The following is a 23,213-nucleotide window of genomic DNA, read 5'->3' as shown; positions in this document are numbered from 1 at the left end:
TCGAAGGCGGGCAAGCCCGCCTCGATGACGCCCTCTCAACGCAACGCGCTCCTGTACCGCCTTTCCCTCTCGTGCCTCACGCTGCTTGCCTGTCGCGGCGACGGCGGTGGCAGTGGCGACGGCGGTGAGTCCAGCGGCGGCATCGCGTCGGTGTCGGACGGCGCGACATCGTCGGGCACCACCGCGGTGGCAGACGACTCGAGCAGCGGCACGGCATCCAGCAGCGGCGGTCCCATCGGGCCGTGCGAGACGGTGCTGTGTGGCGCGGACGCGGCCTGCTGCGCGGCCGACGAGGACTGCGCGGCCGGCTCGTGCGTCCCGGCGTGCGAGACCGGCGTGCGCTGCGGGGCCGATCAGTCGATCTGCTGCGATGCGGGGCAGGTATGCGTGTCGGATGCCTGCGTCACTCCGACCGGCACGTGCATCGACTCCTTCGATTGCGAGCTCGGCGAATTCTGCGAGCCGACCCTCGACCAGTGCCTGCCGCAATTCGACCCGGTCACGTGCGCGTACGATCCCGAGTTCGAGGACATCGAGGTCACCCTCGAGTGGTCGTACACCGACGATCAGTCGATCTCGATCCCCACGGTCGCGGACCTCGACGCCGACGGTACGCCCGAGATCGTGGTGATCACGACCGCCGACGAGGGCGGCGGCTACGAGGCCGGCGACCTCGTCGTGCTCGATGGCGCCACCGGCACGGCGAAGTGGCGCGTCGATCACGGCGTGGCCGGTGCGGTCGGGCCCCACGGTCGCAGCACCGTCGGTGTCGTCGACGTCGACGGTGACGACGCCCCCGACATCGTCTACGCCGGGCGACCCAGCAGCAACCGCTCGGTGATCTACGCCTACGACGGCATGGGCAACCTGCTGTGGAGCTCGCACGACGACGACGGCACGCCGCACGCGTTCACGGTCGTGAACGGCGGTCCGAGCTTCGGCAACTTCGATGACGACGCCGGCGCGGAGGTGGTGTTCGGCGCGGCCGTCATCGACAACGACGGTCTGGTGGTGTGGGACGAGGGCGGCAACGGAGCCGGTGCCGCGCTCGGCACCAACAGCGGCTACACCGGTGGCATCTCGGCGATCGTCGATCTCGACGGCGACGGCGCCTCCGAGATCGTGTCGGGCCGGCAGGCGTGGACGGTCGACTGGCAGGCCGGTCCGAGCGTCACACTCACGCAGCTATGGGACGCGGGCGCGCCCGACGGTTACCCTGCAATCGCCGACCTCGATCTCGACGGCGATCCCGAGGTGGTGCTGGTGGCGAGCGGCACCGTCCGCGTGCTCGACGGTGGCACCGGCCTGGCATGGTGCGGCGTCGATCCGACCGGGGTCATGTGCAACGCCGACGACACGCTACGCACCCCGGCGGTCGCGATCCCGGGCGGGGGCCGCGGCGGGCCCCCGACCATCGCCGACTTCGACGGTGACGGTCGCCCCGAGATCGCCGCGGCCGGTGGCAGCTCGTACTCGGTCTACGACCTCGCGCGCGCCGGCGAAGAGTTGGTGGTGCCGATGGGTGACCCCGTGCCGGTGGACGGTGCGGTCTACGTGCGTTGGTCACAGGCCACGCAGGATCAGTCGAGCAACGCGACCGGCTCCTCGGTGTTCGACTTCCAGGGCGACGGGATCGCCGAGGTGGTCTACGCGGACGAGTGCTACCTGCGGGTCTACTCGGGCGTCGACGGCACGGTCATCCTCGAGGAGCCCAACAGCAGCGCGACGATCCACGAGTACCCGCTGGTGGTCGACGCCGACGGCGACGGCAACTCCGAGATCATCGTCGTCGCCAACGACGAGGCCAACAACTGCAGCGCCATCGACGGCTACGAGCCCCGCCACGGCGTGTTCCTCTACGGCGACGCCTTCGATCGTTGGGTGCAGACCCGCCGCGTGTGGACCTCGCACACCTACCACGTGAGCAACGTGAACTCCTCGGGCAACTACCCCAGCCCCGAGATCGACAACTGGACCACGCCGGGGCTCAACAACTACCGCCAGAACGTACAGGGCGCGGGCGTCTTCAATGCGCCCGACCTCACCGTCGAGCTCGCGATCGGCGTGAGCGACTGCCTCGACATGCAGCTGCTGCTGATCGCGACCGTGCGCAACATCGGCGCGCTCGGGGTACCTGCCGGCGTCGAGGTCAGCCTCTACGAGGGTGCCGACGCCAGCGGCACGTTGATCGGCACCATGCCGACCGACGCGCCGCTGCTTCCCGGGGCGTCCGCGCAGCTGGTGTGGTCGGTCGATGCGGTGCCGGGCGGCGCGGCGCAGAGCTACTTCGTCGCGGTCGACGGGCAGGACGCCGATGCCGGTGCGATCGCCGAGTGCGACGAGGCCAACAACACCGCAGGCACGCAGAGCGCCGCCTGCCCGATTCCCGGCTGACGGCGCCCGAGCGCGGCGTTCGTCAGTCCATCGACTCGAAGCCGCAGCACGCCGGCACCGCGCCGGTCGGCTGCAGGCCGCCGATGGGGCCGACCGGGTTGGCGGTGCACGCTCGCCCCTCGTCCAGTCGGGGTCGGCGCCGCTGGTTGGCCGCGCCGCGCGGGCCGTTGCAGCCCGCGGCTCCATCGCGCTCGCCGCGGACACGGAGATCGCTACACTCCGCGGCCATGGCGAGCGCGCCCCCCGACATCGCCACGACGATCCCCGCAGGTCCGCGTCTGCGGGTGCGCTCGCTCGGCGCATTCGGGGTCGCGATCGATGGTTTCGATGATCCCGCGCCGCATCCGGACTGGCTGCACGAGCTGCTCGCGGTGCCATCGTGGCGCGAGGCCCTGTTCGCGCTGGTCGACCGCGAGGGCCTCGTGGTCTGTCGCGACGTGCACACCCCCGCGCCCGAGCAGCAAGGCTATCGAGGCGTGCGCGGTCGATCGAGCCGCGGGCGACTGTCGCAGGGCGAGTACTTCCACCACGACGGCTGCTCGACGCCGACGCGCCCGCGCATCGTGGAGATCCGCTTTCCGCACCAGGCCACGCCCCGCCACACCCGCACCGCGATCGCCCCGTTCCCCGACACCGTCATCGCGATGCTCGACGCGATGCCGGCACGGCTGTCCACACGCGACGACCTCGGGCAGTGGCGCGCTCGCGTCACCGCCCGCGAGCTGGACTCGTCGACCGCGTGGGACCAGGCCCAGGGCGTGTTCACACGGCTGGTGCGACGCGAGCTGTCGACCCCCGACTGCCGCGCGTACTTCGACGCGGTCGATGTCGCGGTCGGGGCCTATCGCGCTCCGTGGGAGCCCGGCGAGAGCCGCCTCATCGCCAACGAGAATGCGGGCCGCACGATGCAGCATCGTCGCGCGTACCTCGAGGCCCCCGATGGCCGCCCCAACGGTCACCTGGTGAAGCGCTGGCCCAACGAGGAGCTCGCACCGTGAAGCGCGACCCGGCGCAGGCGGTGCTGCGCGAGGTGTTCGGCTACGACGACTTCCGCGACGGCCAGCGCGAGGCGGTCGCCGCCGCGATCGCCGGCCACGACACGCAGGTGTTGCTACCGACCGGCTCGGGCAAGTCGCTGTGCTACCAGGTGCCGGCGCTGGTCGCCGCGCGCGCAGGTCGTGGCACGACCATCGTGATCTCGCCGCTCATCGCGTTGATGCAGGATCAGGTCGGGGCGCTGCACGGCCGCGGTGTGTCGGCGCGGGCGCTGCACAGCCACATGGACGACGACGCGCAACGCGAAGCCATCGCGGCGCTCGAGGGCGGCGAGCTGGTGATGATCTACGTCTCGCCCGAGCGCGCCGCAGCGCCGAGCTTCCGCCGCAGCATCACGCGGACGCGCATCGCGATGATCGCGATCGACGAGGCCCACTGCGTGAGCCAGTGGGGCCACGACTTCCGCCCCGACTACCTACGATTGCACGAGCTGCGCAACGCGCTCGAGCGCGACGCGACGGCACCGCCGGTGCTGGCCTTGACCGCGACCGCAACGCCGATGGTCATGCGGGAGATCGCGAGCCGCCTCGAGCTGCGCGAGCCGGTGGTCGTGCGCGGCGACTTCAGTCGGCCCAACCTCGACTTCGCGGTCCGCCACGTCGGCAACGAGGACGCTCGCATCGCCGTGCTGGTCGACGCGATCGAGCGCGCCGGCGTGCGACGGGCGGGCCACGGCCGCGCAATCGTCTACTGCAGCACGCGCGTGGCGACCCAGCGCGTGGCGAAGTCGCTGGCCTCGCGCGGCATCGCGGCCGGCTGGTACCACGCCGGTCGCAGCCAGGGCGAGCGCGAGAAGGCCCACCGCGCGTTCGCCCAGGGCCGCACCACGGTGTTGGTCGCGACCAACGCCTACGGCATGGGCATCGACTTCCCCGACGTGCGCCTGGTGGTGCACCACCAGACCCCCGGCAGCCTCGAGGCCTACTACCAAGAGGCCGGCCGTGCCGGTCGCGACGGCGCGCGCGCGCAGTGCCTGATGCTGTTCGGCGCCGGCGATCTCGTGACGCAGCGACGGCTCACGCAGACCGCATCGGCCAGCATCGAGATGCAGGAGCGATCGGAGCAGGCGTTGGCCGCGATCGAGCGCTACGCCCGGCAGCGGCGCTGTCGTCAGCAGGTGTTGTGCTCGCACTTCACCGGCCGCGACGATCATCCCACCTGCGGTCACTGCGATGCGTGCAGCGACGCCGAGGACGACGACGCGCTCGAGCTCCCGGCGCCCGTGGTCGCCGAGTCGCTCGGCGAAGCCGCCCGCGCGACGATCCTCGAGGCGCTCGGGCGACTCTCGCGACCGGTCGGCAAGACCGCGCTCGCGCAGGCGCTGCATGGCAGCCGCGCCAAGTCGCTCTCCCGCGGCGGGCTGTTGTCGATGCCCGAGTACGGGGCGCTGCGCGAGCACACCCAGGCGGAGATCGTCGCGACCATCGAGGCCATGCTGCGCACGCGGGTGCTGGTGCGACGCGGTCGTCGCTTCCCCACGGTGTGGATCGCCGGCCGTGCCGCGCCCTCGCGGACGCGTGCGGCGACCACTGCCCAGACCGCGAGCAAGACCAGCGCCAAGGCGACGGGCAAGGCCGGCGGCAAGCGAGCGTCTCGGGCCGGCACCGGCGCGGTCGCCCGCGCGCTCGAGCAGTACCGCCGCAGCGTGGCGCGCACGCTGTCGTGGAAGATCTACATGGTCTTCGCCCGCAAGGTCATCGTCGCGATCGACCGCGAGCGCCCGACCACCCGGGCCGCGCTGGCGAAGATCCCGGGGATGGGCCCCGCGAAGCTCGAGCGCTTCGGCGCCGACATCCTCGCGCTGGTGAAGCGCCACGGGTGAGGACGCGCTCGCTCGCGCAGGCGAGCCAGATGCGGCCCGTTGACCGCCGCTTCGGACCGTGGGCACCATCTTCAGCGAGATGGCGCCCATTCGTCACGACACCTCCCGCGTGCTGCGATTCACCGTCACGACCTCGCTGCTCGCGATGCCTGCGGTGGGATGTCATCGCGGCGGTCCGCCCGGTGGCGTCTACGTGAACGAGGGGCCGCAGCAGCTGCCACCGCAGGACCAACGGCCTGCCGATGCGCCCACCACTGCGCCCGCGGCCGCGACCGACGGCGACGCGCCCAGCGAGCCGGTCGCCGAGACCTCCCCGACGCTCGACATCAAGCCGCACGAGCCCGACCCCGGGCCGGGTCCGGTGATCACGACCAACACCGGACCACAGCAGCCGCAGCCGCCGAAGCCCAAGGTCATCGTGAACCCGGGTCCGGCCGACCGCGGTGGCACGACCCCGACCACGCCGCCGCGGCCGTGAGCCGCCACGCGATCCACATGCGACCATGTCCTCGCCGATGACCGCACGCACCGTCGTACCGCTCGCCGCACTGGTTTCGATCATCGCCTGCGGACCATCGCCCGCGCCGACGACCTCACCTGGCACGAGTCCGCCCGGAGCAACCGCGCACGAGAACGCCGTCGATCCGACCGGCGCCGGCCAGGGGCAGGTCGCCGGGCCCGAGACGGACCCGATCGCGACGCCCGGCGGGCCGAGCGTCGAACCGGGCGAGGGCACGATCGGTTCGAGCGACGATCCCAAGCCGAGCGATCACAAGCCCAGTGGCAGCATGGACAAGGACATCATCCGCCGGGTCGTGCGATCGCATCTGAGCGAGGTGAAGCGGTGCTACGAGGCCGGCCTCGGCCGCGATCCGTCGCTCACGGGACGCGTCGCGATCCAGTTCACGATCGGACCCGAAGGTGCCGTGACCGCGGCCAAGGTGCACACCTCGGATGTGAAGGACGCCGCGGTCGGCGACTGCATCGCCTCCGCGATCCGGACGTGGGTGTTCCCCAAGCCCGAGGGCGGCGGCAACGTCGTGGTCTCGTACCCGTTCCTGTTGGCGCCCGACACCTCGGATCCGCCCCAACCCGACGCGGCGCCGTAGCCCGCGCGCGCTGCGCGTGCCTTGGTCGCAGGTGAACGCTACGCGTTCGTCCGCGACTCAGAACTTCGACGAGACCGTCAGCATCAGCAGACGGTCGTTGCTCTCGCGCAGGCGCGAGCTCAGCGTTCGCACGAACCGCCACAGCAGCTCGTAGGCGAGCTCGCGGTCGACGAACATCAGATCGCGCAGGTCGTCCTTGGGCAGCTTGAGCAGGCGCGAGTTCTCGTGCGCGATGGCGTCGGCCGAGCGCGGCATGTCGTCTTCGACGATCGACATCTCGCCGAAGTACTGGCCGGGCTTGAGCACCGCCAGCGCCTCTTCACCGATGCCCGACACCGAGCGACTGATGCGAACCGCGCCCTCGAGGATCAGGTACAGGCCGTCGCCCTGGTCGCCGTGGCCGAACACCGACTGGCCGGTCTTGAACTGCACCTCCTGGCACAGCGCCGAGATGCGGCGCAGGTGCAGCGGCAGCAGCCCCTCGAAGAGCGACACCTGTCGCAGCATGCGAACCAGCGAGCCGGTGCGCGCCTCGGCCTCACTCTCCACGGGCGGCGTGGTGCCGCGGGCCTTGCGTTGCTCGGGCTGTCCGCTCGACTCCTCGCCGTCGTCGATGATGCCGAGTTCCTCGAGTCCCGAGCCCATGTCGGCGTCGACGGTATCACGCGACGCGCAGGCCGTCCTGCCAGACCTGCTCCACCAGCGGCGAGCCAGCGTGATAGACGAGGTCGCGCACGTCGCTGGTCGCCAGCACCAGCAGATCGGCGCGCAATCCCGGCTGCAGCGATCCGACCGTGCCGGCGAGGCCAAGCGAAGCGGCGGCGTTGTGGGTCGCGGCGCAGATGGCCTCGGCGGGCGACAACCGGTTGCCGTAGCACGCCAGCGCCAGCACCATCGCGAGGTTCTCGAAGGCGCACGAGCCGGGGTTGCAGTCGGTCGCGACGGCGATCGGCACGCCGGCCTCGACCAGCGCGCGACCATCGGCGAAGGGCTTGCCGAGCACCGTCGAGGTGCCGGGCAACAGCACGGCGACCACGCCGGCCTCGCGCAGCGCGGTGCGGTCGTCGTCGTCGAGATACAGCAGGTGATCGGCCGAGGCCGCGCCCAGCTCGGCCGCCAGCTTGGCACCACCGGTGGGCCCGAGCTCGTTGGCGTGGACCCGCAGGCCCAGCCCCAGCGCCCTGCCGGCCATGAGCACGCGACGGGCCTCGTCGATCTCGAACGCGCCGCGATCGCAGAACACGTCGGCGTAGTCGGCGAGCTGCTCGTGGGCGACCGCCGGCAGGATCTCGGCACAGACCCGCTCGACGAACGCCGCACGATCGGCCGCGCTGCCGCGCGCCTCGGCGGGGATCGCATGAGCGGCCAGACACGTGGTGCGGATGCGGAAGCCCGCCTCGCGGCCGAGCCGACGCGCAACCGCGAGCTGCTTGCGCTCGGTGTCGAGGTCGAGCCCGTAGCCGCTCTTGATCTCGAAGCTGGTGGTGCCGCAGCGCCGCATCCGTTGCAGGCGGGCGCGGCTCTCGTCGAACAACGCCTCGGGCGACTGCTCGCGGGTGCGACGGACGCTCGAGAGGATGCCGCCGCCGGCGGCGAAGATGTGCTCGTAGTCGGCGCCGGCGAGCCGCAGCTCGAGCTCGTCCTTGCGATCGCCCGACCACACCGCGTGGGTGTGCGCGTCCACCAGGCCCGGCATCAGCAGCTTGCCGCGGCAGTCGACGCGCGCGGCCGCGGCAGCCTCGGGCGCATGCGCGGTGGGGCCGACCCAAGCGATCGCACCGTCGTCGTCGACCAACACGCAGCCGCGATCGATGCGACCGAGCTCGGCCATGGCCGCGCCGGCGCGCGGGCCTGCGGGCCCGGCGAGCGTGAGCACCACGTCGGCGTCGGCGAACAGCGTCGCCATCACGCGTCCTCGAACACGGTGCGGCCGGGTACGCGCACGCCGTGGCTGCGCGCGCACGCGATGGCCTCGTCGTAGCCGGCGTCGACGTGGCGGATCACGCCCATGCCCGGATCGGTCACGAGCACCCGCGCGAGTCGCCGGGCGGCACCGTCGGTGCCATCGGCCACCACCACCATGCCGGCGTGGAGGCTGTAGCCGATGCCAACGCCGCCGCCATGGTGCACCGAGACCCACGAGGCACCGGCCGCCGTGTTCACGAGCGCGTTCAGGATCGGCCAGTCGGCGATCGCATCGGAGCCATCCTTCATGCCCTCGGTCTCGCGGTTCGGCGAGGCCACGCTGCCGCAGTCGAGGTGATCGCGGCCGATCACGATCGGCGCCGAGAGCTCGCCCTTGCGCACCATCTCGTTGAAGCGCAGGCCGGCGCGCTCGCGCTCGCCGTAGCCGAGCCAGCAGATGCGCGCAGGCAGGCCCTGGAACGCGACCTGCTCGCGTGCGAGCGCGATCCACCGGGCGAGCTGAGGCTTGTCCGGGAACAGCTCGAGCATCGCGTCGTCGGTCTTGCGGATGTCCTCGGGGTCGCCCGACAGCGCCGCCCAACGAAACGGCCCTTGGCCCTCGCAGAACAACGGGCGGATGTACTCGGGGACGAAGCCCTTGATCTCGAAGGCATCGGCGACCCCGGCCTTCACCGCCTGCGCGCGGATGTTGTTGCCGTAGTCGAACGCGATCGCGCCGGCGCGCTGCAGCGCGCGCATGGCCGCGACGTGGCGCCCCATCGCGTCGATGCTGCGCTTCACGTACTGCGCGGGATCATCGGCCCGCAGCTGCAGCGCCGCCGCCAGCGACATGCCGTCGGGCACGTAGCCCGCGAGCTCGTCGTGGGCGCTGGTCTGGTCGGTGACGACGTCGGGCACCACGCCGCGTCGCACCAGCTCGGGCAGCACCTCGGCGCAGTTGCCCTCGAGCCCCACCGACAGCGGCACGCGGTCGCGCTTGGCCGCGTCGAGCCACGCCAGCGCCTCGTCGAGCGAGCTGGTCTTGCGCATGAGGTAGCGGGTCTGCAGCCTTCGGTCGATGCGCGTGGGATCGACCTCGATGCACAGGCACGCGCCGCCGTTCATGGTCGCCGCCAGCGGCTGCGCACCACCCATGCCGCCCAGGCCCCCGGTGACCACCAGTCGCCCCGCCAGATCGCCGCCGAAGTGGCGCTTCGCGCAGGCGGCGAAGGTCTCGTAGGTGCCTTGCAGGATCCCCTGCGTGCCGATGTAGATCCAGCTGCCGGCCGTCATCTGGCCGTACATCGTCAGGCCCAGCGCCTCGAGACGATTGAACTCGTCCCATGTGCCCCACTTCGGCACCAGGTTGCTGTTGGCGATCAGCACCCGCGGCGCGTCCTCGTGGGTCTTCACGATGCCCTGCGCGCGACCGCTCTGGACCAGCAGGGTCTCGTCGTTCTCGAGCGAACGCAGCGACGCGACGATGCGGTGGAAGTCGGGCCACGAGCGCGCCGCCTTGCCGGTGCCACCGTAGACGACCAGTCGATCGGGCGCCTCGGCGACGTCCGGATCGAGGTTGTTCATCAGCATGCGCAGCGCAGCTTCCTGCGCCCAACCCTTGCACGTCATCGCGGTTCCCCGCGGCGCACGAATCACCGGTGCCGTCATCGGAGCGAGAGCCTACGAGAGCCCCCGCAGACCGGCAACCCCGTCAGTTGCCGGTGCCACACTGGTCGATGGGCTGATTCACCCGCGGCCAGTAGGTCACGACGTTCCAGCACATCTCGTCGCCGGTGCCCGGGCCGCCGATGGTGGTGTCGACGCGCGCGGTCGAGTCGTAGATGCAGTGGGTCCGCACCTCGTCACCGGGCTCGACCACGAGATCGACCGGGTTCATGTGCTGCGAATCGAAGAGGTACGGCTCGTCGCGGTTGAGCTCGTACGACATCGCGCCGTCGCGCCACACCTCGCTCCACAGCACGCGACCGAGCTCGTGGGCGTGCATGGCAGTGCCGAAGATGTGCATCGGCTCCGACAGCAGCGTGCTCGTCGCGCCGCCGCGGCAGGTGGCGACGTGCTCGTAGGCGGCCATGCCGGCGGGGATCTGGATGCCCTCGATGTCGCCGAACACCATCGTGCCCGCATTGTGCTCGCGCAGGGTCTTGCTCACGAGCAGGTCGAGCCCGCTCGAGTCGGTGAAGCCGGTGTCACCCGCGACGTTGTTGTAGTGCACCTGCAGGCGCAGCGTCGCGGTCCCGCCGGGCGCGTCACCGATGAGGAAGCCGGCCTCGGGGGGCAGCATCCAGTCGGTGCCACCGGGTGCCCAGGTGTAGATCATCTCGCCCGAGAGGTCGAAGCACGAGTAGCCGTCCTGCTGGCCGGTGGGCTCGTCGAGCTTCGACAGCACGTAGTGGTGCACGTGCTTGGTGTCGTCGATGTGGGGCCGGAAGCCGACGATGTGCCCCAGCTGATCGAGCGAGAACGAGAACTCGAAGCACGCGTAGTAGGTCTCGATGGTCGGCACGCTGAACGCATCGATGCGCAGGGGCACCACCTGCACGTCGTCGCCGGCGCCGGTCGTGCTCCCGGTGTCGGCGTCGCTGGCATCGCCGCTCTCCGATCCGGGCCCGGCGCTGCCCGAGGACGTGGCGGACGTGGGCTCTCCGCCCGACTCCGATTCTTCGTTGGACGTCGCACCTTGGCCATCACCACCACCCGCACTGCACGCCGCAGTGAGAACGACACAGCCGAGAGTCGCGCGCACGAAGAAGCCCAAGTTCGCCACGGTCCCATCAGTAGCACCGACGGCGAGCCCGCGTCGCGGTGGATTCTCACGGCCCGGGCAGGAGCCCGGCGCGGCGGAGCAGGCTCGCGGTGAGCAGCAGCGGCAAGCCCATGATGCTCGTCGGGTCGGCGCCGTCGATCGCGCGAAAGAGCGTGATTCCCCGGTCCTCGACCCGGTACGAGCCTGCGCAATCGAGCGGCGCGCACGCGTCCACGTAGGCCTCGGCCTCGGCGCGGCCGAACGCGCGCATGTGCAGCACGACCTCGTCGACGCCGTGGTGCTCGGTGCCGTCGTGACCACGCAGGACGATCGCCGTCACCAGACGGTGCTCACGCCCGGCCAGCGTCATCAGCTGTTCCACCGCCGCCACCGGCGTGCCCGGCTTGTGCAGCAGCCGCGCGGGCGCGTCGGCGCCGGCGGGCAACAGCGCGAGCTGGTCGGCCGCGAGGATCCAGCGCCCGCCATCGGCGCGCGGACACACGTCCGCGTCGTCGGCGGGTGTTGCCGACGCGCCCACCGAGGTTCCCGCGGCGGCCACGAGCGCACGGGCGACCGACGCGGCCTTGCCTCGCGCGAGCTGCAGCGCGAACGCGTGGGGTCCGAGGCGCTCGAACGCGTCGTCGTGGGCCCGCTCGTCGAAGTCCGGCGCCATCGCGGCGAACGGGACCCCGAGGCGCTCGACCAGCGATCGGCGGTACCGCGAGGTCGAGGCCAGGACCAGCGGCGGCGGCGTCACTTCTGCCAGCACTTCTTCTTCAGCACGCCGCGCAGCCGATCGCAGTCGTCGGCTTTCTTCTTGGTCGACTTCTTGCTGCTGCGGGGCTTGGCCGGCGCGGGCTTGGGTGCGGGTGCGGGTGCCTGGGTGTCGTCGATGACGATCTCGCCGTCGGTGTCGCCCGTGGCCGTCAGCGCGAGGAGGCGATCGAGCGTGCTCTGGCGGGCGACGTCGAGCCCGTCGCAGGCCGGGGGTGGCTCGTAACCGACCGCACTCTCGGCCACCGGCTTGGGCACGGGAGCCTTCTGCACCCGCGGCACGAAGTAGACCTCCGGCTGCGAGTCGATCGTCGCGAGCGCCTCGCGGTACGACTGGCACGGCGTCAGCGACTGCTCGGCCTGCATGAGGTCGAGCGCCATGTTGAGCCGGTGATCGACCAGCGCGAGGTCCTCGGGTCGCGTCGCGAGCTCGTCGAGCGCGCGGTGGCGCTTGTCGTAGGACAGCGGTGGCTTCTCCGAGTTCACCAGCTCCAGCAGGAATGGGTGGCCGTAGTGACCCATCTGATGGACCGCGAGATCGAGCGCATCGTCGCGCAGCGCCGCGGTCTTCATCAGCTTGCGCAGCTCACCGGAGAACACCGGACTGTCGAGCAGCGTGGGGTCGATCTCGATCGCGTCGCCATAGGCCGCCAGCGCCTGCGCGCGCTTGGTCTTGCGCGTGGCCAGCACCTTACCGTGCCGCCAGCTGAGCTGCGCGTCCTTGGGGAATCGATCACGCAGGCGCGACAGCAGCTTGTCGGCGTCGTCGGCCTTGCCCGCGGCGAGCAACGCATCGATCTCGGCGATTTCTTCGGCGGTCGGCCCGGCCTCGGCGAGCACGGTGACGGCGGGGTCCTCGTCGAGATCGTCCGGCACGCTCTCGGTGGTGCCGACCGCGCCTTCGAGCTCGACGGGCGCGTCATCGTTTGCGCCCAGCGCCCACAACGTACCCAGCGCGAGTGCGCCGGCACCGACGCCCACCAGCACGCGCCGCCGCCGAGGCACCGGCGCGACGCGCTGTGGCGGCGGTACCGTGGCCACGCGGTCGAACGACACGGTTCGAATCGGCGCGCTGCCGATCATCGGCAACATCGGCATCTCGGCGGAGGGCGTGAGGTCCGAGCGCAGGATCGCCAGCGTGCCCTCGATGGTGTCGCGCAGCTCCTTCGCGCTCTGGAAGCGGTGCTCGCGTTGCTTCGCCAGCATCCGCTCCACGATCGCGGCCACCATCGGCGGCACGTCGCCCGGCAGCTGCGGTGGATCGGCCCCGACCTGCATGCGCACGAGCGCGACCGGATCGTCCGAGACGAACGGCGGACGCCCGGCGAGCATCTCGTAGAGGATGATGCCCAGCGAGTAGAGATCGGCGCGCTCGTCGGCCTCGAGCCCGGCGGCCTGCTCCGGGCTCATGTACGCCGGCGTGCCGAAGATGAGGCCGGCGCGGGTGCGATGCCCCTCGCCACCGCTGCCCGCACCGACGATCTTCGCGATGCCGAAGTCGACCAGCTTGAGGGTCTCGTTGCCGTCGTGATCACGGGTGATGAACACGTTCTCGGGCTTGACGTCGCGATGCACGACGCCCTGCGCGTGGGCGTGCTCGAGCCCGCGACAGATCTGCAGCGTCAGCGCCAGCGCGCGCGTGGCCGACAGCGGCTTGCCGAGCACGCGCGAGAGCTCGCGACCATCGAGCAGCTGCATCACCATGAACTTCATGTCCTGCTCCGTGGTGCCGAAGTCGGTCACCTGCAGGCAGTTCGGATGGTCGAGCCGCGACGCCGAGCGGGCCTCGCGATCGAATCGCGACGAGATCTCGGGGTCGCGACACAGCGATGGGTGCAGCAGCTTGATTGCGACGTCGCGATGCAGCCCGAGGTGATGCGCCCGGAACACCGCCCCCATACCGCCGACCCCGAGCAGGGCATCGATGCGGTAACGTTCGGCGATCGTTCGACCCACCAGATCCTGCAGATCCGGGTGGAGAGTCGCGAGCGCAGCGGTCATCGGTACTCGACCGGCAGCATAGCATCGCCACGCGAGCCCGTACGGGCAGCGGTCGGGACACGATCGCGCGGCGCGCCACCGCCCAGGTGACCCACTGCGGGCCCTCAGGGCCGGCTACCGCGGCGCGAGGCCACGTGCCGCGGCGAGCATCACCGCAGCGGCTTGGTCCGCACGGTGTCCTGCTCCGGGTCGGAATCGTCCGCGACCACGGCAGGCGTCTCGATGAAGCTCGTGCCCAGATCCCGCTCGATGCGGGCCAGCGCCTCTTGGGCCCAGTGCGCGAGGCTCAGCTCGTTGGCGGTGTGGAAGTCCGCGAGCATCTCCTCGAGCTCGCGACGGGCCCGCGCGCTGTCGCCGAGCATGTGTGCGACCTCGGCGTCCAACAGGCGCAGCTGCTGCAACGCGACGTGCTCGCCGTGGACGGTGAGCATGCCGTTCTTGGCGTCGGCGAGCATGACGGCGCCGTCTTCGGCGCTGCCACGGCGCGCGAGCACGTAGCCCAGGAATCCGCGGTTGAGGTGCACGTGGTAGTCGTGGCCGAACGCGGCCGCCAGGCGGATGCACTCGCGAAACGCGTCCTCGGCGAGCTCGAGGTCCTCGTTGCGCAGCCGCAGGTCGCCGAGGTTGTGCAGCGGTGTCAGCAGCAGGCGCGGCAGGTTGGCGTCGCGGATCTCCTGCACGCCATCCTCGATCTCGGGGATTGCACGGCCGGGATCCCCACCGAACACCGCCAGGTAGGCGATGCCCGACAGGTAGCTCTGTCGCTGCAGCACGGGCACGTCACCGGCGATCGGCCGCCCGAGGTCGTGCAGTCGCCGGGCCTCGCCGATCTGGCCCGACAACGACAGACAGCGCAGGCGCACGCCGATGACGTGCAGCTTGTCGGCGGGCGAGGCCTCGTCGAGGTCGACGATCTCCATCGCCTGTCGGCTCCACCGTGCAGCCTTCTCGATCTCGCCCGCGCCGAGCAACACCTCGGTGCGTCGGTTGGCGATGCGCAGCTCGAGCACGCGATCACGGGCATGACGCGCGGCCTCGGAGGCCTTCTCGAGCCGCTCGAGCGTGAGGTCCATGTCGAGGTTCGCCATGCCGGCGTAGCGATCGACCAGGCCCAGCCAGAACTGCGCCTGCGCCGAGAAGTCGCCCAGCAGCTCGGCGACCAGGATGCCGGCCTCGTAGTGGGCGGCCTCGCGGCGCGGGTCGTCGAGCGCACCGGCGGCGTGGCGCAGCAGCTTCATCTGCGCCCGCAGCAGGCGGTCGAGCGCGGTGGTGCGACCGTGGCGACGAAGCCGCGCGATGAGCCGCTCGAGCACCTGGCCAGCGAGCTGGGGCTGCTGCGCGTCGAGCAGGCGATCGACCGCCTGTTCGAGCGCGTCGATCGCCTCGAGCCCCTCGGAGGCGTCGTCGAGCAGGCGCGCCCGGAGATACACGAAGTTGGCCTCCGGGCTGTCGAACTCCTCGATGCGCGCGGCGAGGTCGAGCCGGGTCTCGTCGAGCGAGTCCTCGTAGCGCCCACGCACCGCCTCGCGCACCGACTCGTGCGCGAGCTGGATGACGCTCGCGCCCGAGCTCGCGCTGCGGGTGATGAGGCCTTCGCCCTCGAGGCGGTCGAGCGTGCGCGAGAATCGCTCGGGTCGCAGGTCCGACAGCTGCGACAGCTGCCGCTCCTCGATCGGCGCCTCGAGCAGGTAGAGGATGCTGGCGATCTCCCAGCCCGACACTCCGAGGCCATCGAGCCGCGCCTCCGAGCGCTGCGCGAGGGTCTTGTGCAGCTCGTCGGCGGCCGTCGAGGCGCCACGCAGCGTCCAGGTGTCGGCGTCGCGGATGAGGATGCCCTCCTCGATCAGCACGCGCAGGGTCTCGCGGAACGACAGCGGATGGCCGCCGGTCAGCTTGTCCAGCATCGACGCCAGCTCGCGCAGCACCGGCGTGTCGCCGAGCACTCCCTGCAGCACCAGCTGCATCTCGCGCTCCGAGAACGGCCGCAGGCTCCACACCTCGGACACCTGGTCGCGGCTGAGCGCGTGCAGCAACGGCGTGACCTTGCTGTGTGGCTCGGTGGTGCCGCACAGCAACAGCGGCGCCTCGGCATGATCGATCGCGCGACACAGCTGCTCGAAGGTCGCGCGCGTGGCCTCCTGCGCGCGCGACAGGTTCGACACGTGCAAGACGTAGGGTCGCTCGCGCGCGGCGGCGACCAGGAACTCGGTGATCTGATCGCTGGCCGACTCGGTCAGCGACCGTCGGCGTGCGGCACGAACCAGCTCGCCGTAGGCCGTGACGACCCGCGAGCGCTCGCCCAGCGCGGTCGCGAGCTGCACGATCACCGCGGCGAAGGCACCGACGGCCGAGGTGTCGTTGGTCCAGCAGCTGCCCTCGACGAACAGGCCGTCGCCGAGCTGGACCTCGCGTCGCAGCTCGGCCAGCAGTCGCTGCTTGCCCATGCCCTCGGGGGCCTTCACGACGATCGTGCGCAGCAATCGGCCGCGCAGGCGGGTCGCGCTCGAGGCTGCCGGGTCGGCGCCCTCGCCGACCGGGCGCAGCACGTCGGCGGCCTTGTCGAGCATGAGCTCGGCGTAGTGCGCTCGATCGACGAACGGCAGCTGCTCGACGAGCACGCGTGCGAAGTCGCGGCGCTCCTGCTCGCTCTGTGCGCGATCGCGGACCTGCACCGCCTCGCGTCGCAGCAGCTCGAGCACCACCGCGCGGGCGCTCTGCGGGCGCTTGGCCGGATCGGGCTCGAGCATGCGACCGATGAGCTCGGCGACCACCGGCCCGGCGGGCTGCAGCAGCGCGCCGGCGAGCTCGGGCCGCCAGTCGCGTTGGACCCGCAACGCCTCGCGGAAGCTCTTGCCGGGGAACGGCCGATGACCGCGGATGGCCGCGTAGAGCGTTGCCGCGAGCGAGTAGATGTCGGAGCGCGCGTCGGTGAGCTGACCGCGGATCTTCTCTGGCGCCGAGAAGCCCGGCGTCCCGAGCACGGTGATGCTCTCGTCGTCCTCGGCCTCGGGGCTGGGGATGCTGTCGGCGGGCTCGCGCAACATGCGGGCGAGCCCGAAGTCGATGAGCTTGGCCTGCGGCGTGCCGTCGGCCTCGGTGCGCGTGACCAGCACGTTCGAGGGCTTGATGTCGCCGTGCACGAGCCCGAGCGCGTGGATGTAGTCGAGCGCGCGCGCGAGCTGCAGGAACAGCTCGACGACCTGGTCGCGCGTGGCCCCCTTCAGGTAGCCCGAGATGTCGTCGCCGCGGACCAGCTCCTGCGTGAAGTAGAAGGAGTCGGTATCGCCGCAGCGACCGAAGTCGTGCACCGTCGCGAGGTTGGGATGGTGCAGCTGCGTGAGCAGCCGGAACTCTTCCTTGAACGCCGCCGCGAGGTTGTCGGGGCCGAGCGAGCCCGGGGTGCCGAAGCTCCGCGTCACGGCGCGACGCTGCTGGATCCGTGAGTCCTGCGCGTGACTCGAGTCGGGGGGCGCAAGCCGCGTGCCGACCGGACTGTCACGGCGGATCAACTTCAGCGCGACGACGCGGTCTTCGAGCTCGTCGTACGCCTCGTAGACCGCACCGAAGCCGCCGCGACCGAGCAGACGACGAACCGCATAGCGTCGCGCGATGCGCTCGGGCGCATTGCCCTCGAGCGGCTCGGCCTCGGGCTGGTACTCCGACGTCATCGGGTGGATCGCATCGCCGTCTTCGGGGGGTCTGGCCGCACGAACGCGGCCGGCTGCGGATGGACCGCAACGGGCGGCCCGAGGGTAGGTCAGCTGGGCGGTTGCGAACAACAGCCCTCGCGTGCGACGAGAGCTTAGTCTACCTGCATTCGAGGTAATGCAACTGACTCATGCTGACCGTGACGAAATCGGCCTCGCGGGGCAGAACATCGTTACGTCCGGGGCAGGGCCGCCCATCGCGCCTCGGGCTGGAATCCTGGTGGGGCTCGGGCCGCCGGTGGGGAAGACCACCCAACTCACCGCCGGGGACCCCAGCCCGGCGCGGATCCAGCGACGATCGCCGCGAAGTTGGCGCGCCCGATGGCGGCCTCCCCGGTCTCCACGGTCCGCGCGTAGGCGGCGGCCTCGCACGCGAGCCGCTCGGGCTCGGGCCGGCCGCGGCCGTCGAGGAGCGCCTGCTTGAACGCGGCCACCGCGGTCGGCGATCGGCGGGCGACGGCGAGCGCAATCGCTGCAACGCGTGCGCAAGCGGCCGCGAGATCCTCGGCGAGCTCCTGCACCAAGGCGATGCGGTGCGCCTCGGTGGCGTCGATCGACTCGCCGGTGCAGCCGAGCCGCAGCGCCTGCGCCACGCCGACGAGATCGGCCAGCTCCGCGGTGCCCCGAGCACCGGGGATGATGCCGAGTCCGGTCTCGGGCAGGGCGAAGCTCGCCTGGGGCGTCGCGATCGCGTAGTCGCCGGTGAGCACGTACTCGGTGCCCCAACCGAGCGTGATGCCGCTCGGCACCACCACGTGGAAGAGCGGGAGTCGACGGATGCGGCGCATGAGCTCGCGCTGACGGACGACATGGGCGCGCACGCGCTCGTCGTCCCAGCCGACGCGCTCGGTCACGTTGGCGCCGCTGATGAAAATCGGCTTGCCCTTGGCGCTCGTGCGGCGGCTGCTCGTGCACAGGCACATCACACGGTCGTCGTGCTCGAGCACCTCGCACAACGCGGTGAAGGCGTCGAGCTGCTCGCTGCCCATCTCGTTGGCCTTGCCGTGATCGAGCCACAACGTCAGCAGCTTGCGATCGAGGTCGAGCTCGGGATGCAGGGCGGCGAAGCGCGAGGTGTCCACGGCCTGCGAAGCTACCCCTGGCTGCCGTCCTCGGCCAGCAGCCGCGCGAGGTCCTCGGGGGTGTCGATGTTGTCGAGCACCGCGGGGTCGTCCGATGCGAGCGTGCGGCGCGGATGCGGCAGCGCGGCCATCAGCTCGCGCAGGCTCACGGCCGGCGACACCAACGCGTGTGCGGCCGCGGACCACGGCAACAGCACCGGGTGGCCGCGCCGCCCGGCCTGGAACGGCTGCCAGATCGCCGCGGGCTCGCGGCGCCATGCCTCGATCAACGCCGCCACCGTCTGCACACGCAGGTGCGGCCGATCGATGCTCGCCACGAGCACCGCCCCGGGCGGCGTCGTCGAGATCGCGCGCACACCCGCCTGCAGGCTCGTGAACGGCCCCGCCGCCCACCCCGGATGCGCAACGACGGTCGCGTCGCCGAGCTCCTCGACGGGCAGCGGCCACGCGCCCTGCACCACCCACGCACGGGTGCAGCCGCCGTCGCGCACGGCTGCAACCACGTGGGCCACGAAGCTGCGATCACGCCACCGCAACAGTGGCTTGGCCGCGCCCATGCGCTCGCCCGCACCCGCGGCGAGGACGAGCGCGTGGATCATCGAAGCGCGTCCCGCAAGCGCGGTGGCCTCAGCCCGCCTTGCCCTTGGGCGGCGCCTTCTTCGGCGCGGGTTCCTTCTTCGCGCCGGGCGGCGTCGCGACGACGCTCGCACCACCGGCGTCGACGAGGTCGTTCACCCGCTTCAACGTCGCGACCGCGGCCTTGTTGGCGAACAGCAGCTCCTTGGGCAGCACGCTGCCCATCGCACCCTGCTTGGGCTCGACCTTGAAGCCGACCATCGCCGAGCCGACGTTGCCGACCTTCTTCAGCTCGGCCAGCGAGCTCTTGCCCTGCTTCGCCGCGGTCTTGTCCTTGGCGATCATGAGCGCGACGCGGAAGCGCAGGTATGCCGTGGGATCGAAGGCCACGCAGATCTGACAGCCGCCCATGGTCGTGCGCAGGCGTCCGAGCCCGGTGTGCTGCGCGAGGCTGTCCTTGCGCGGCTTCGCGAGGCCCTTGGCGACGTCGGTCGCCAGCGCCTTCGCGCCGGGTCCGATCGCGATCACGGCGGCGTTGCCCTGCACCATCGAGATGACGTCGAGCGCGTCCTTGTTGAGGAGGATCGAGGCTTCCCCGATCTCGCCCGCGAGATCCTTGGGCGCACGCAGGACCATCTTGTCGGCCTTGCCGCCCGCGACCGCGACGCCGCCGGGCTTCCACTCGAGCCCGATCTTCGCGCTGGCTTGCTTGCCCGCGAGGGTGTTCTGCGCCTCGACGGCCTGCTTGATGGCGTCGGCGATCGCGTGCATGGCATCGCGGGTCTTGGCGTCGTCCTTCACGTCGGCGGCAACCAACGCGGTGGGCTTGCCACTGGCGTCGACGTAGATCGCGATCACCACGTCGTTGGCGACCTGCTTCAGCAGCGTGACCGAGGCATCGAGGGCCTGCTTGACGATGCTCGCGAACGGCTCGGGCAGCTGCGAGACCGGCACCTGCGAGGTCAGCGTGCGCTCGAGCAGCGCCGGGTCGCCCCAGCTGAGCGTGCTGACGAACATCGGGTTGCCCGGCAGCTTGCCCTCGATCGCGGTGGCCGACCCGCGGGCCTTCCCGATCGGCTCGATGCCAAGCCGCGAGAACGGCGCGTCGGCCGACACGACCAAGGTGGCGTCCTTGTCGGGTGCTGCATCTGCCACGAGCGAGATGGACTCGAGGTTCTTCAGCACCTCGGCGAGCTCGCGCGCCGGCTTCGAGCTGCCCTGCAGGCCGAACAGCGCCGCCGGATCGAGCTCGTCCTTGGGGATGTTCCACAGCTTGCTGGTGATGTGGTGATCGGTCTTGGCCTCGGCGCGCAGCGAGCCGGCGCGCGCGATGTCCTGCGGCGAGAGGCCCAGCAACAGCTCCTTGCCGTTCTCCTTGATCAGCAGGTGGCTGTCGGCGCTCTTGAGCTCCCACATGCCATCACCCAGCGGCTGCGGCCGCGACGACGCCGGCGCCCCCTCGATGACCTTGCGACCGTCGATCACCGCGATGCTCGCGGCGAGGTTCACGTCGGCCGGGGTCGCGCTCTCCGACTGCTGCGGGTACGCGAACCACACCGAGTGCGCCCCCGCGAGATCGAGGTTGTCGAGGAACGACGGCGAGAAGCCGGCCTGCAGCAGGCCCGCCTGCAGCTCGGCCCGCGCGTCGGTGTCGCCGTCGGCCCAGCGGGCGTTGATCTCGCGGAACGCGTCGAACAGATCCGGGATGCCGGTGATCGTGCCCGTGATGTTGAGCTTCTGGATCGCCGGTCGCGGCGTGTTCGTGGCCGGCTTGCCGCCGGGATCGTCGCTCACGACCGGCGCGGTACCGTTGATCACCAGGGGCGCGTTGGTGCCGGTCTCCTGCTTCTTCTCGCAGGACGCGGCACCGATCGCGAGGGCGACCAACGTGGCCGCGAGGAACGGGCGGGGGCTCGACATGCGCGGCAGTGTACGTTTGGCGCCCGAGCGAGGCAAACCGAAGCCACCGCCGGGGCGAAGACGCCCCGCGCGGGCGCGCCCTCACGAGCTCGTCGCAGACGCGCCGGCGCCCGCGGCTCGCAGATCGAGCACGAACAGGAACTCCTTGTTCCGCAGCGCGCCAACGCGACCGACCTTGCGTCCGCGTGGGTCGTAGATGCCGATCTGAGCGCCGACGTAGCGCTTGGTGTCGTGCTCGTGCACCGCAACCAGGCCGCGACCACGCAGCAACGTCTCCATGCCTTCGCGCGTGAAGTAGCCGTCGCTGTTGAACGACAGCACCACGAAGCGCGCGCGCACGCGATCGACCAGACCGGTGATCGCCGCGGCGGCGTTGGGCTTGGAGTTGAACGCCGAGGTTCGCTCGCGACAGTCGATGCGCTTGCACGCCGTGCCGTAGACCTCGGGCTTGTCCCACCGCACCAGCGACTCCCAGATGTGATAGTTACCGAGGTACTTGTGCTGGTTGTAGGGCGGATCGAGGTAGGCGATGTCGACCTCGACGTCACCGGCGAGCTCGAGCGCATCGCGGCAGTGCGCGTGGCCCTTGCCACCGCGGGCGCGCGGCAGCAGCTCGGGCACCCGCAGCTCGAGCGGGTTGTAGGCCCGCGGCGCCCACTGCTTGAGATAGGCCATCTGCACGCCGGTGGTCGAGTCGACCCGGTCGGCGGCCTCCATCAAGGACGTCAGCATCACGGCCTCGAGCTCGGGTGCGAGGCCGTCGACCGCGATGGCCTCGCGGATCGCGTCGATGCGCTCGCCGTTGCGGGGCTGGAAGAAGCGGCTGCGCTCGCAGAAGGTCTCGGTGAAGTAGCCCGCGCGTCCCGGTAGCCGGTTGTAGTGCTGCACCAGCCGGGTCGCGTCGGCCAGCACGTCCTCGCGATCGGCCTGCACGTAGCAGCGCGCGAGCGTGGCGGCATAGGCGTTGTGATCGTTGGCCACCACCTTCAGGCCCCGGGCCTTGAGTGCATGGCCGACCCGCGAGGTGCCGGCGAACGCATCCAGCACCGTGGCGCCCTGGCCGAGCGCGGCGATGACCTCGCAGATCTGCGGCAGCAACAGCCGCTTCGAGCCGAGATACTTGATCACACACCCTCGGCGGGCTCGTCGTCGAGTGCGGCACCCCCGAGCAGCTGGGCCGGCAGCTGCCCGATCGTGCTCATCGGCTGACCGTCGCCGCCGTGGCGAGCGGCGATGAGCTCCGCGACGATGCTGATCGCGATCTCGACCGGCGTTCGACCGCCGAGAGCGAGCCCGATCGGCGCGCGCACGCGAGAGAGATCGGGCGCGGGTCGCCCGAGCTGCTGCTCGCGGTGGAGGATGCGGCGCAGCACCGCCACGACCTTGCGGCGACTGCCGATCATGCCGATGTAGCCGTGCGCACGCGCGAGCAACGACGCCAGCGCCTTCTCGTCGCGGGCGTGATCGCGGGTGACGATCACGACGTAGTCGCGCTCGCCGAGATCCGGCACCGCCTCGACGATCTCGTCGACGTCGAGCGCATCACGGGCGACATCGGCGAACGCAGGATGCTCGAGCAGATCCTCGCGATCGTCGAACACCGTCACGCGGAAGCCGGCGGTCGCCGCCAGCGGCACCAGGGCCTGCGCGACGTGGCCCGCCCCGATCACGAACAGCCGCGGCTGCGCCTGCACGAACTCCACGAACACCTCCATCGAGCCGCCACAACACATGCCGAGGTCACGCACGAGGTGGGCCTGCACGCGGCGGCTGCGGCCGTCGCGGAGACACGCGCGTGCGGCGTCGACGACCTGAGCCTCGATCGCACCGCCGCCGACGGTGCCGATCTGCTGGCCGTCGTCGCGCAACACCAGCCGGGCGCCCACGACCTGCGGTGCGGAGCCCGAGCGCTCGATCACCGTGGCGACCGCGGCCACCACACCGGCACTGCCGTCGAGCACCTCGACGATCGCCCTGGCGACGTCCAGCGCGGTCGCGCTGCCGCGACTGCCGACGTGGCGCTGCTGCACCCGCGGGAGCATAGCAAGCCACGCCGGCGCCGGCGCGCCCATGGGCCCCCGATCCCCGTTCGGACGATCCTGA

The 23,213-nt window shown here is 71.2% G+C and carries 18 protein-coding genes; 5 read left to right on the top strand and 13 right to left on the bottom strand.

All coding sequences use genetic code 11. From position 1 onward, the window contains the following. Positions 1-24 precede the first annotated feature (24 nt). Positions 25-2,394 (top strand): hypothetical protein, encoded by a 2,370-nt coding sequence (locus IPH07_38390; protein MBK6923321.1) that lies wholly within the window; start codon positions 25-27, stop codon positions 2,392-2,394. Between the two features lie 22 nt (positions 2,395-2,416). Here the strand turns inward: IPH07_38390 and IPH07_38385 are convergent, their stop codons facing one another. Continuing rightward, positions 2,417-2,623 (bottom strand): hypothetical protein, encoded by a 207-nt coding sequence (locus IPH07_38385; protein ID MBK6923320.1) that lies wholly within the window; start codon positions 2,621-2,623, stop codon positions 2,417-2,419. Between IPH07_38385 and IPH07_38380 the strand changes: the two genes are divergently transcribed. The 4 genes from IPH07_38380 to IPH07_38365 are packed head-to-tail and all read left to right on the top strand — an operon-like array spanning position 2,622 to position 6,381. Further along, the gene (locus IPH07_38380; protein MBK6923319.1) at positions 2,622-3,392 is read left to right on the top strand and encodes a hypothetical protein; all 771 of its coding nucleotides are present in this window, start codon (positions 2,622-2,624) and stop codon (positions 3,390-3,392) included. The two genes, IPH07_38385 and IPH07_38380, sit on opposite strands and share 2 nt — an antisense overlap. Next, positions 3,389-5,272 (top strand): ATP-dependent DNA helicase RecQ, encoded by a 1,884-nt coding sequence (locus IPH07_38375; protein ID MBK6923318.1) that lies wholly within the window; start codon positions 3,389-3,391, stop codon positions 5,270-5,272. The genes IPH07_38380 and IPH07_38375 overlap by 4 nt, the downstream gene beginning before the upstream one ends. A 58-nt stretch (positions 5,273-5,330) precedes the next feature. Next, positions 5,331-5,750 carry a hypothetical protein gene (locus tag IPH07_38370; GenBank protein MBK6923317.1) on the top strand — a complete coding sequence of 140 codons (420 nt, stop codon included), beginning with the start codon at positions 5,331-5,333 and terminating at the stop codon, positions 5,748-5,750. Positions 5,751-5,787: 37 nt separating this feature from the next. Next, positions 5,788-6,381, top strand: coding sequence for an AgmX/PglI C-terminal domain-containing protein (locus IPH07_38365; protein ID MBK6923316.1), 594 nt, complete (start codon positions 5,788-5,790; stop codon positions 6,379-6,381). 57 nt (positions 6,382-6,438) lie between these two features. Here the strand turns inward: IPH07_38365 and IPH07_38360 are convergent, their stop codons facing one another. The 12 genes from IPH07_38360 to IPH07_38305 form a co-directional block, all read right to left on the bottom strand. Further along, positions 6,439-6,888 carry a cyclic nucleotide-binding domain-containing protein gene (locus IPH07_38360; GenBank protein MBK6923315.1) on the bottom strand — a complete coding sequence of 150 codons (450 nt, stop codon included), beginning with the start codon at positions 6,886-6,888 and terminating at the stop codon, positions 6,439-6,441. Positions 6,889-7,042: 154 nt separating this feature from the next. Next, positions 7,043-8,287 (bottom strand): imidazolonepropionase, encoded by a 1,245-nt coding sequence (locus IPH07_38355; protein MBK6923314.1) that lies wholly within the window; start codon positions 8,285-8,287, stop codon positions 7,043-7,045. After that, positions 8,287-9,954, bottom strand: a complete 1,668-nt coding sequence (gene hutU, locus IPH07_38350; protein ID MBK6923313.1) for a urocanate hydratase — start codon at positions 9,952-9,954, stop codon at positions 8,287-8,289. The genes IPH07_38355 and hutU overlap by 1 nt, the downstream gene beginning before the upstream one ends. 43 nt (positions 9,955-9,997) lie before the next feature. Further along, a complete protein-coding gene (locus tag IPH07_38345) occupies positions 9,998-11,071 on the bottom strand; it encodes a hypothetical protein (protein MBK6923312.1) in 1,074 nt (357 codons plus the stop codon). Positions 11,072-11,117: 46 nt separating this feature from the next. Then, complete coding sequence (locus tag IPH07_38340; protein MBK6923311.1) at positions 11,118-11,792, bottom strand: Maf family protein; 675 nt, start codon at positions 11,790-11,792, stop codon at positions 11,118-11,120. A gap of 11 nt (positions 11,793-11,803) precedes the next feature. Beyond that, positions 11,804-13,825 carry a serine/threonine protein kinase gene (locus IPH07_38335; GenBank protein ID MBK6923310.1) on the bottom strand — a complete coding sequence of 674 codons (2,022 nt, stop codon included), beginning with the start codon at positions 13,823-13,825 and terminating at the stop codon, positions 11,804-11,806. A 149-nt stretch (positions 13,826-13,974) separates the two neighbouring features. After that, the gene (locus tag IPH07_38330; GenBank protein ID MBK6923309.1) at positions 13,975-17,493 is read right to left on the bottom strand and encodes a protein kinase; all 3,519 of its coding nucleotides are present in this window, start codon (positions 17,491-17,493) and stop codon (positions 13,975-13,977) included. 296 nt (positions 17,494-17,789) lie between these two features. Beyond that, positions 17,790-18,614, bottom strand: a complete 825-nt coding sequence (locus IPH07_38325) for an enoyl-CoA hydratase/isomerase family protein (protein MBK6923308.1) — start codon at positions 18,612-18,614, stop codon at positions 17,790-17,792. An 11-nt stretch (positions 18,615-18,625) separates the two neighbouring features. After that, complete coding sequence (locus tag IPH07_38320) at positions 18,626-19,213, bottom strand: nucleotidyltransferase family protein (protein ID MBK6923307.1); 588 nt, start codon at positions 19,211-19,213, stop codon at positions 18,626-18,628. A 28-nt stretch (positions 19,214-19,241) separates the two neighbouring features. Then, the gene (locus tag IPH07_38315) at positions 19,242-21,110 is read right to left on the bottom strand and encodes a hypothetical protein (protein ID MBK6923306.1); all 1,869 of its coding nucleotides are present in this window, start codon (positions 21,108-21,110) and stop codon (positions 19,242-19,244) included. An 81-nt stretch (positions 21,111-21,191) separates the two neighbouring features. Beyond that, positions 21,192-22,238, bottom strand: a complete 1,047-nt coding sequence (locus tag IPH07_38310) for a DNA adenine methylase (GenBank protein MBK6923305.1) — start codon at positions 22,236-22,238, stop codon at positions 21,192-21,194. Continuing rightward, positions 22,235-23,140, bottom strand: a complete 906-nt coding sequence (locus IPH07_38305; GenBank protein ID MBK6923304.1) for an XdhC family protein — start codon at positions 23,138-23,140, stop codon at positions 22,235-22,237. Before IPH07_38305 ends, IPH07_38310 begins: the two co-directional genes overlap by 4 nt. Positions 23,141-23,213: the final 73 nt, after the last annotated feature.

The sequence above is a fragment of the Deltaproteobacteria bacterium genome (assembly GCA_016709225.1).
Lineage (GTDB): Bacteria > Myxococcota_A > Polyangia > Nannocystales > Nannocystaceae > Xiheibacterium > Xiheibacterium phototrophicum.
Note: the sequence above shows the minus strand (reverse complement) of the source record. Positions and strands in the feature narration are given on the sequence as shown.

Bases quoted from the DNA above. Each gene is read 5' to 3' on its own strand.
- IPH07_38390 (MBK6923321.1), top strand. From the start codon at position 25: ATGACGCCCTCTCAACGCAACGCGCTCCTGTACCGCCTTTCCCTCTCG.
- IPH07_38380 (MBK6923319.1), top strand. From the start codon at position 2,622: ATGGCGAGCGCGCCCCCCGACATCGCCACGACGATCCCCGCAGGTCCG.
- IPH07_38385 (MBK6923320.1), bottom strand. From the start codon at position 2,623: ATGGCCGCGGAGTGTAGCGATCTCCGTGTCCGCGGCGAGCGCGATGGA.
- IPH07_38365 (MBK6923316.1), top strand. From the start codon at position 5,788: ATGACCGCACGCACCGTCGTACCGCTCGCCGCACTGGTTTCGATCATC.
- IPH07_38360 (MBK6923315.1), bottom strand. From the start codon at position 6,888: ATGCTGCGACAGGTGTCGCTCTTCGAGGGGCTGCTGCCGCTGCACCTG.
- IPH07_38355 (MBK6923314.1), bottom strand. From the start codon at position 8,287: ATGGCGACGCTGTTCGCCGACGCCGACGTGGTGCTCACGCTCGCCGGG.
- hutU (MBK6923313.1), bottom strand. From the start codon at position 9,954: ATGACGGCACCGGTGATTCGTGCGCCGCGGGGAACCGCGATGACGTGC.
- IPH07_38335 (MBK6923310.1), bottom strand. From the start codon at position 13,825: ATGACCGCTGCGCTCGCGACTCTCCACCCGGATCTGCAGGATCTGGTG.
- IPH07_38330 (MBK6923309.1), bottom strand. From the start codon at position 17,493: ATGACGTCGGAGTACCAGCCCGAGGCCGAGCCGCTCGAGGGCAATGCG.
- IPH07_38320 (MBK6923307.1), bottom strand. From the start codon at position 19,213: ATGATCCACGCGCTCGTCCTCGCCGCGGGTGCGGGCGAGCGCATGGGC.
- IPH07_38315 (MBK6923306.1), bottom strand. From the start codon at position 21,110: ATGTCGAGCCCCCGCCCGTTCCTCGCGGCCACGTTGGTCGCCCTCGCG.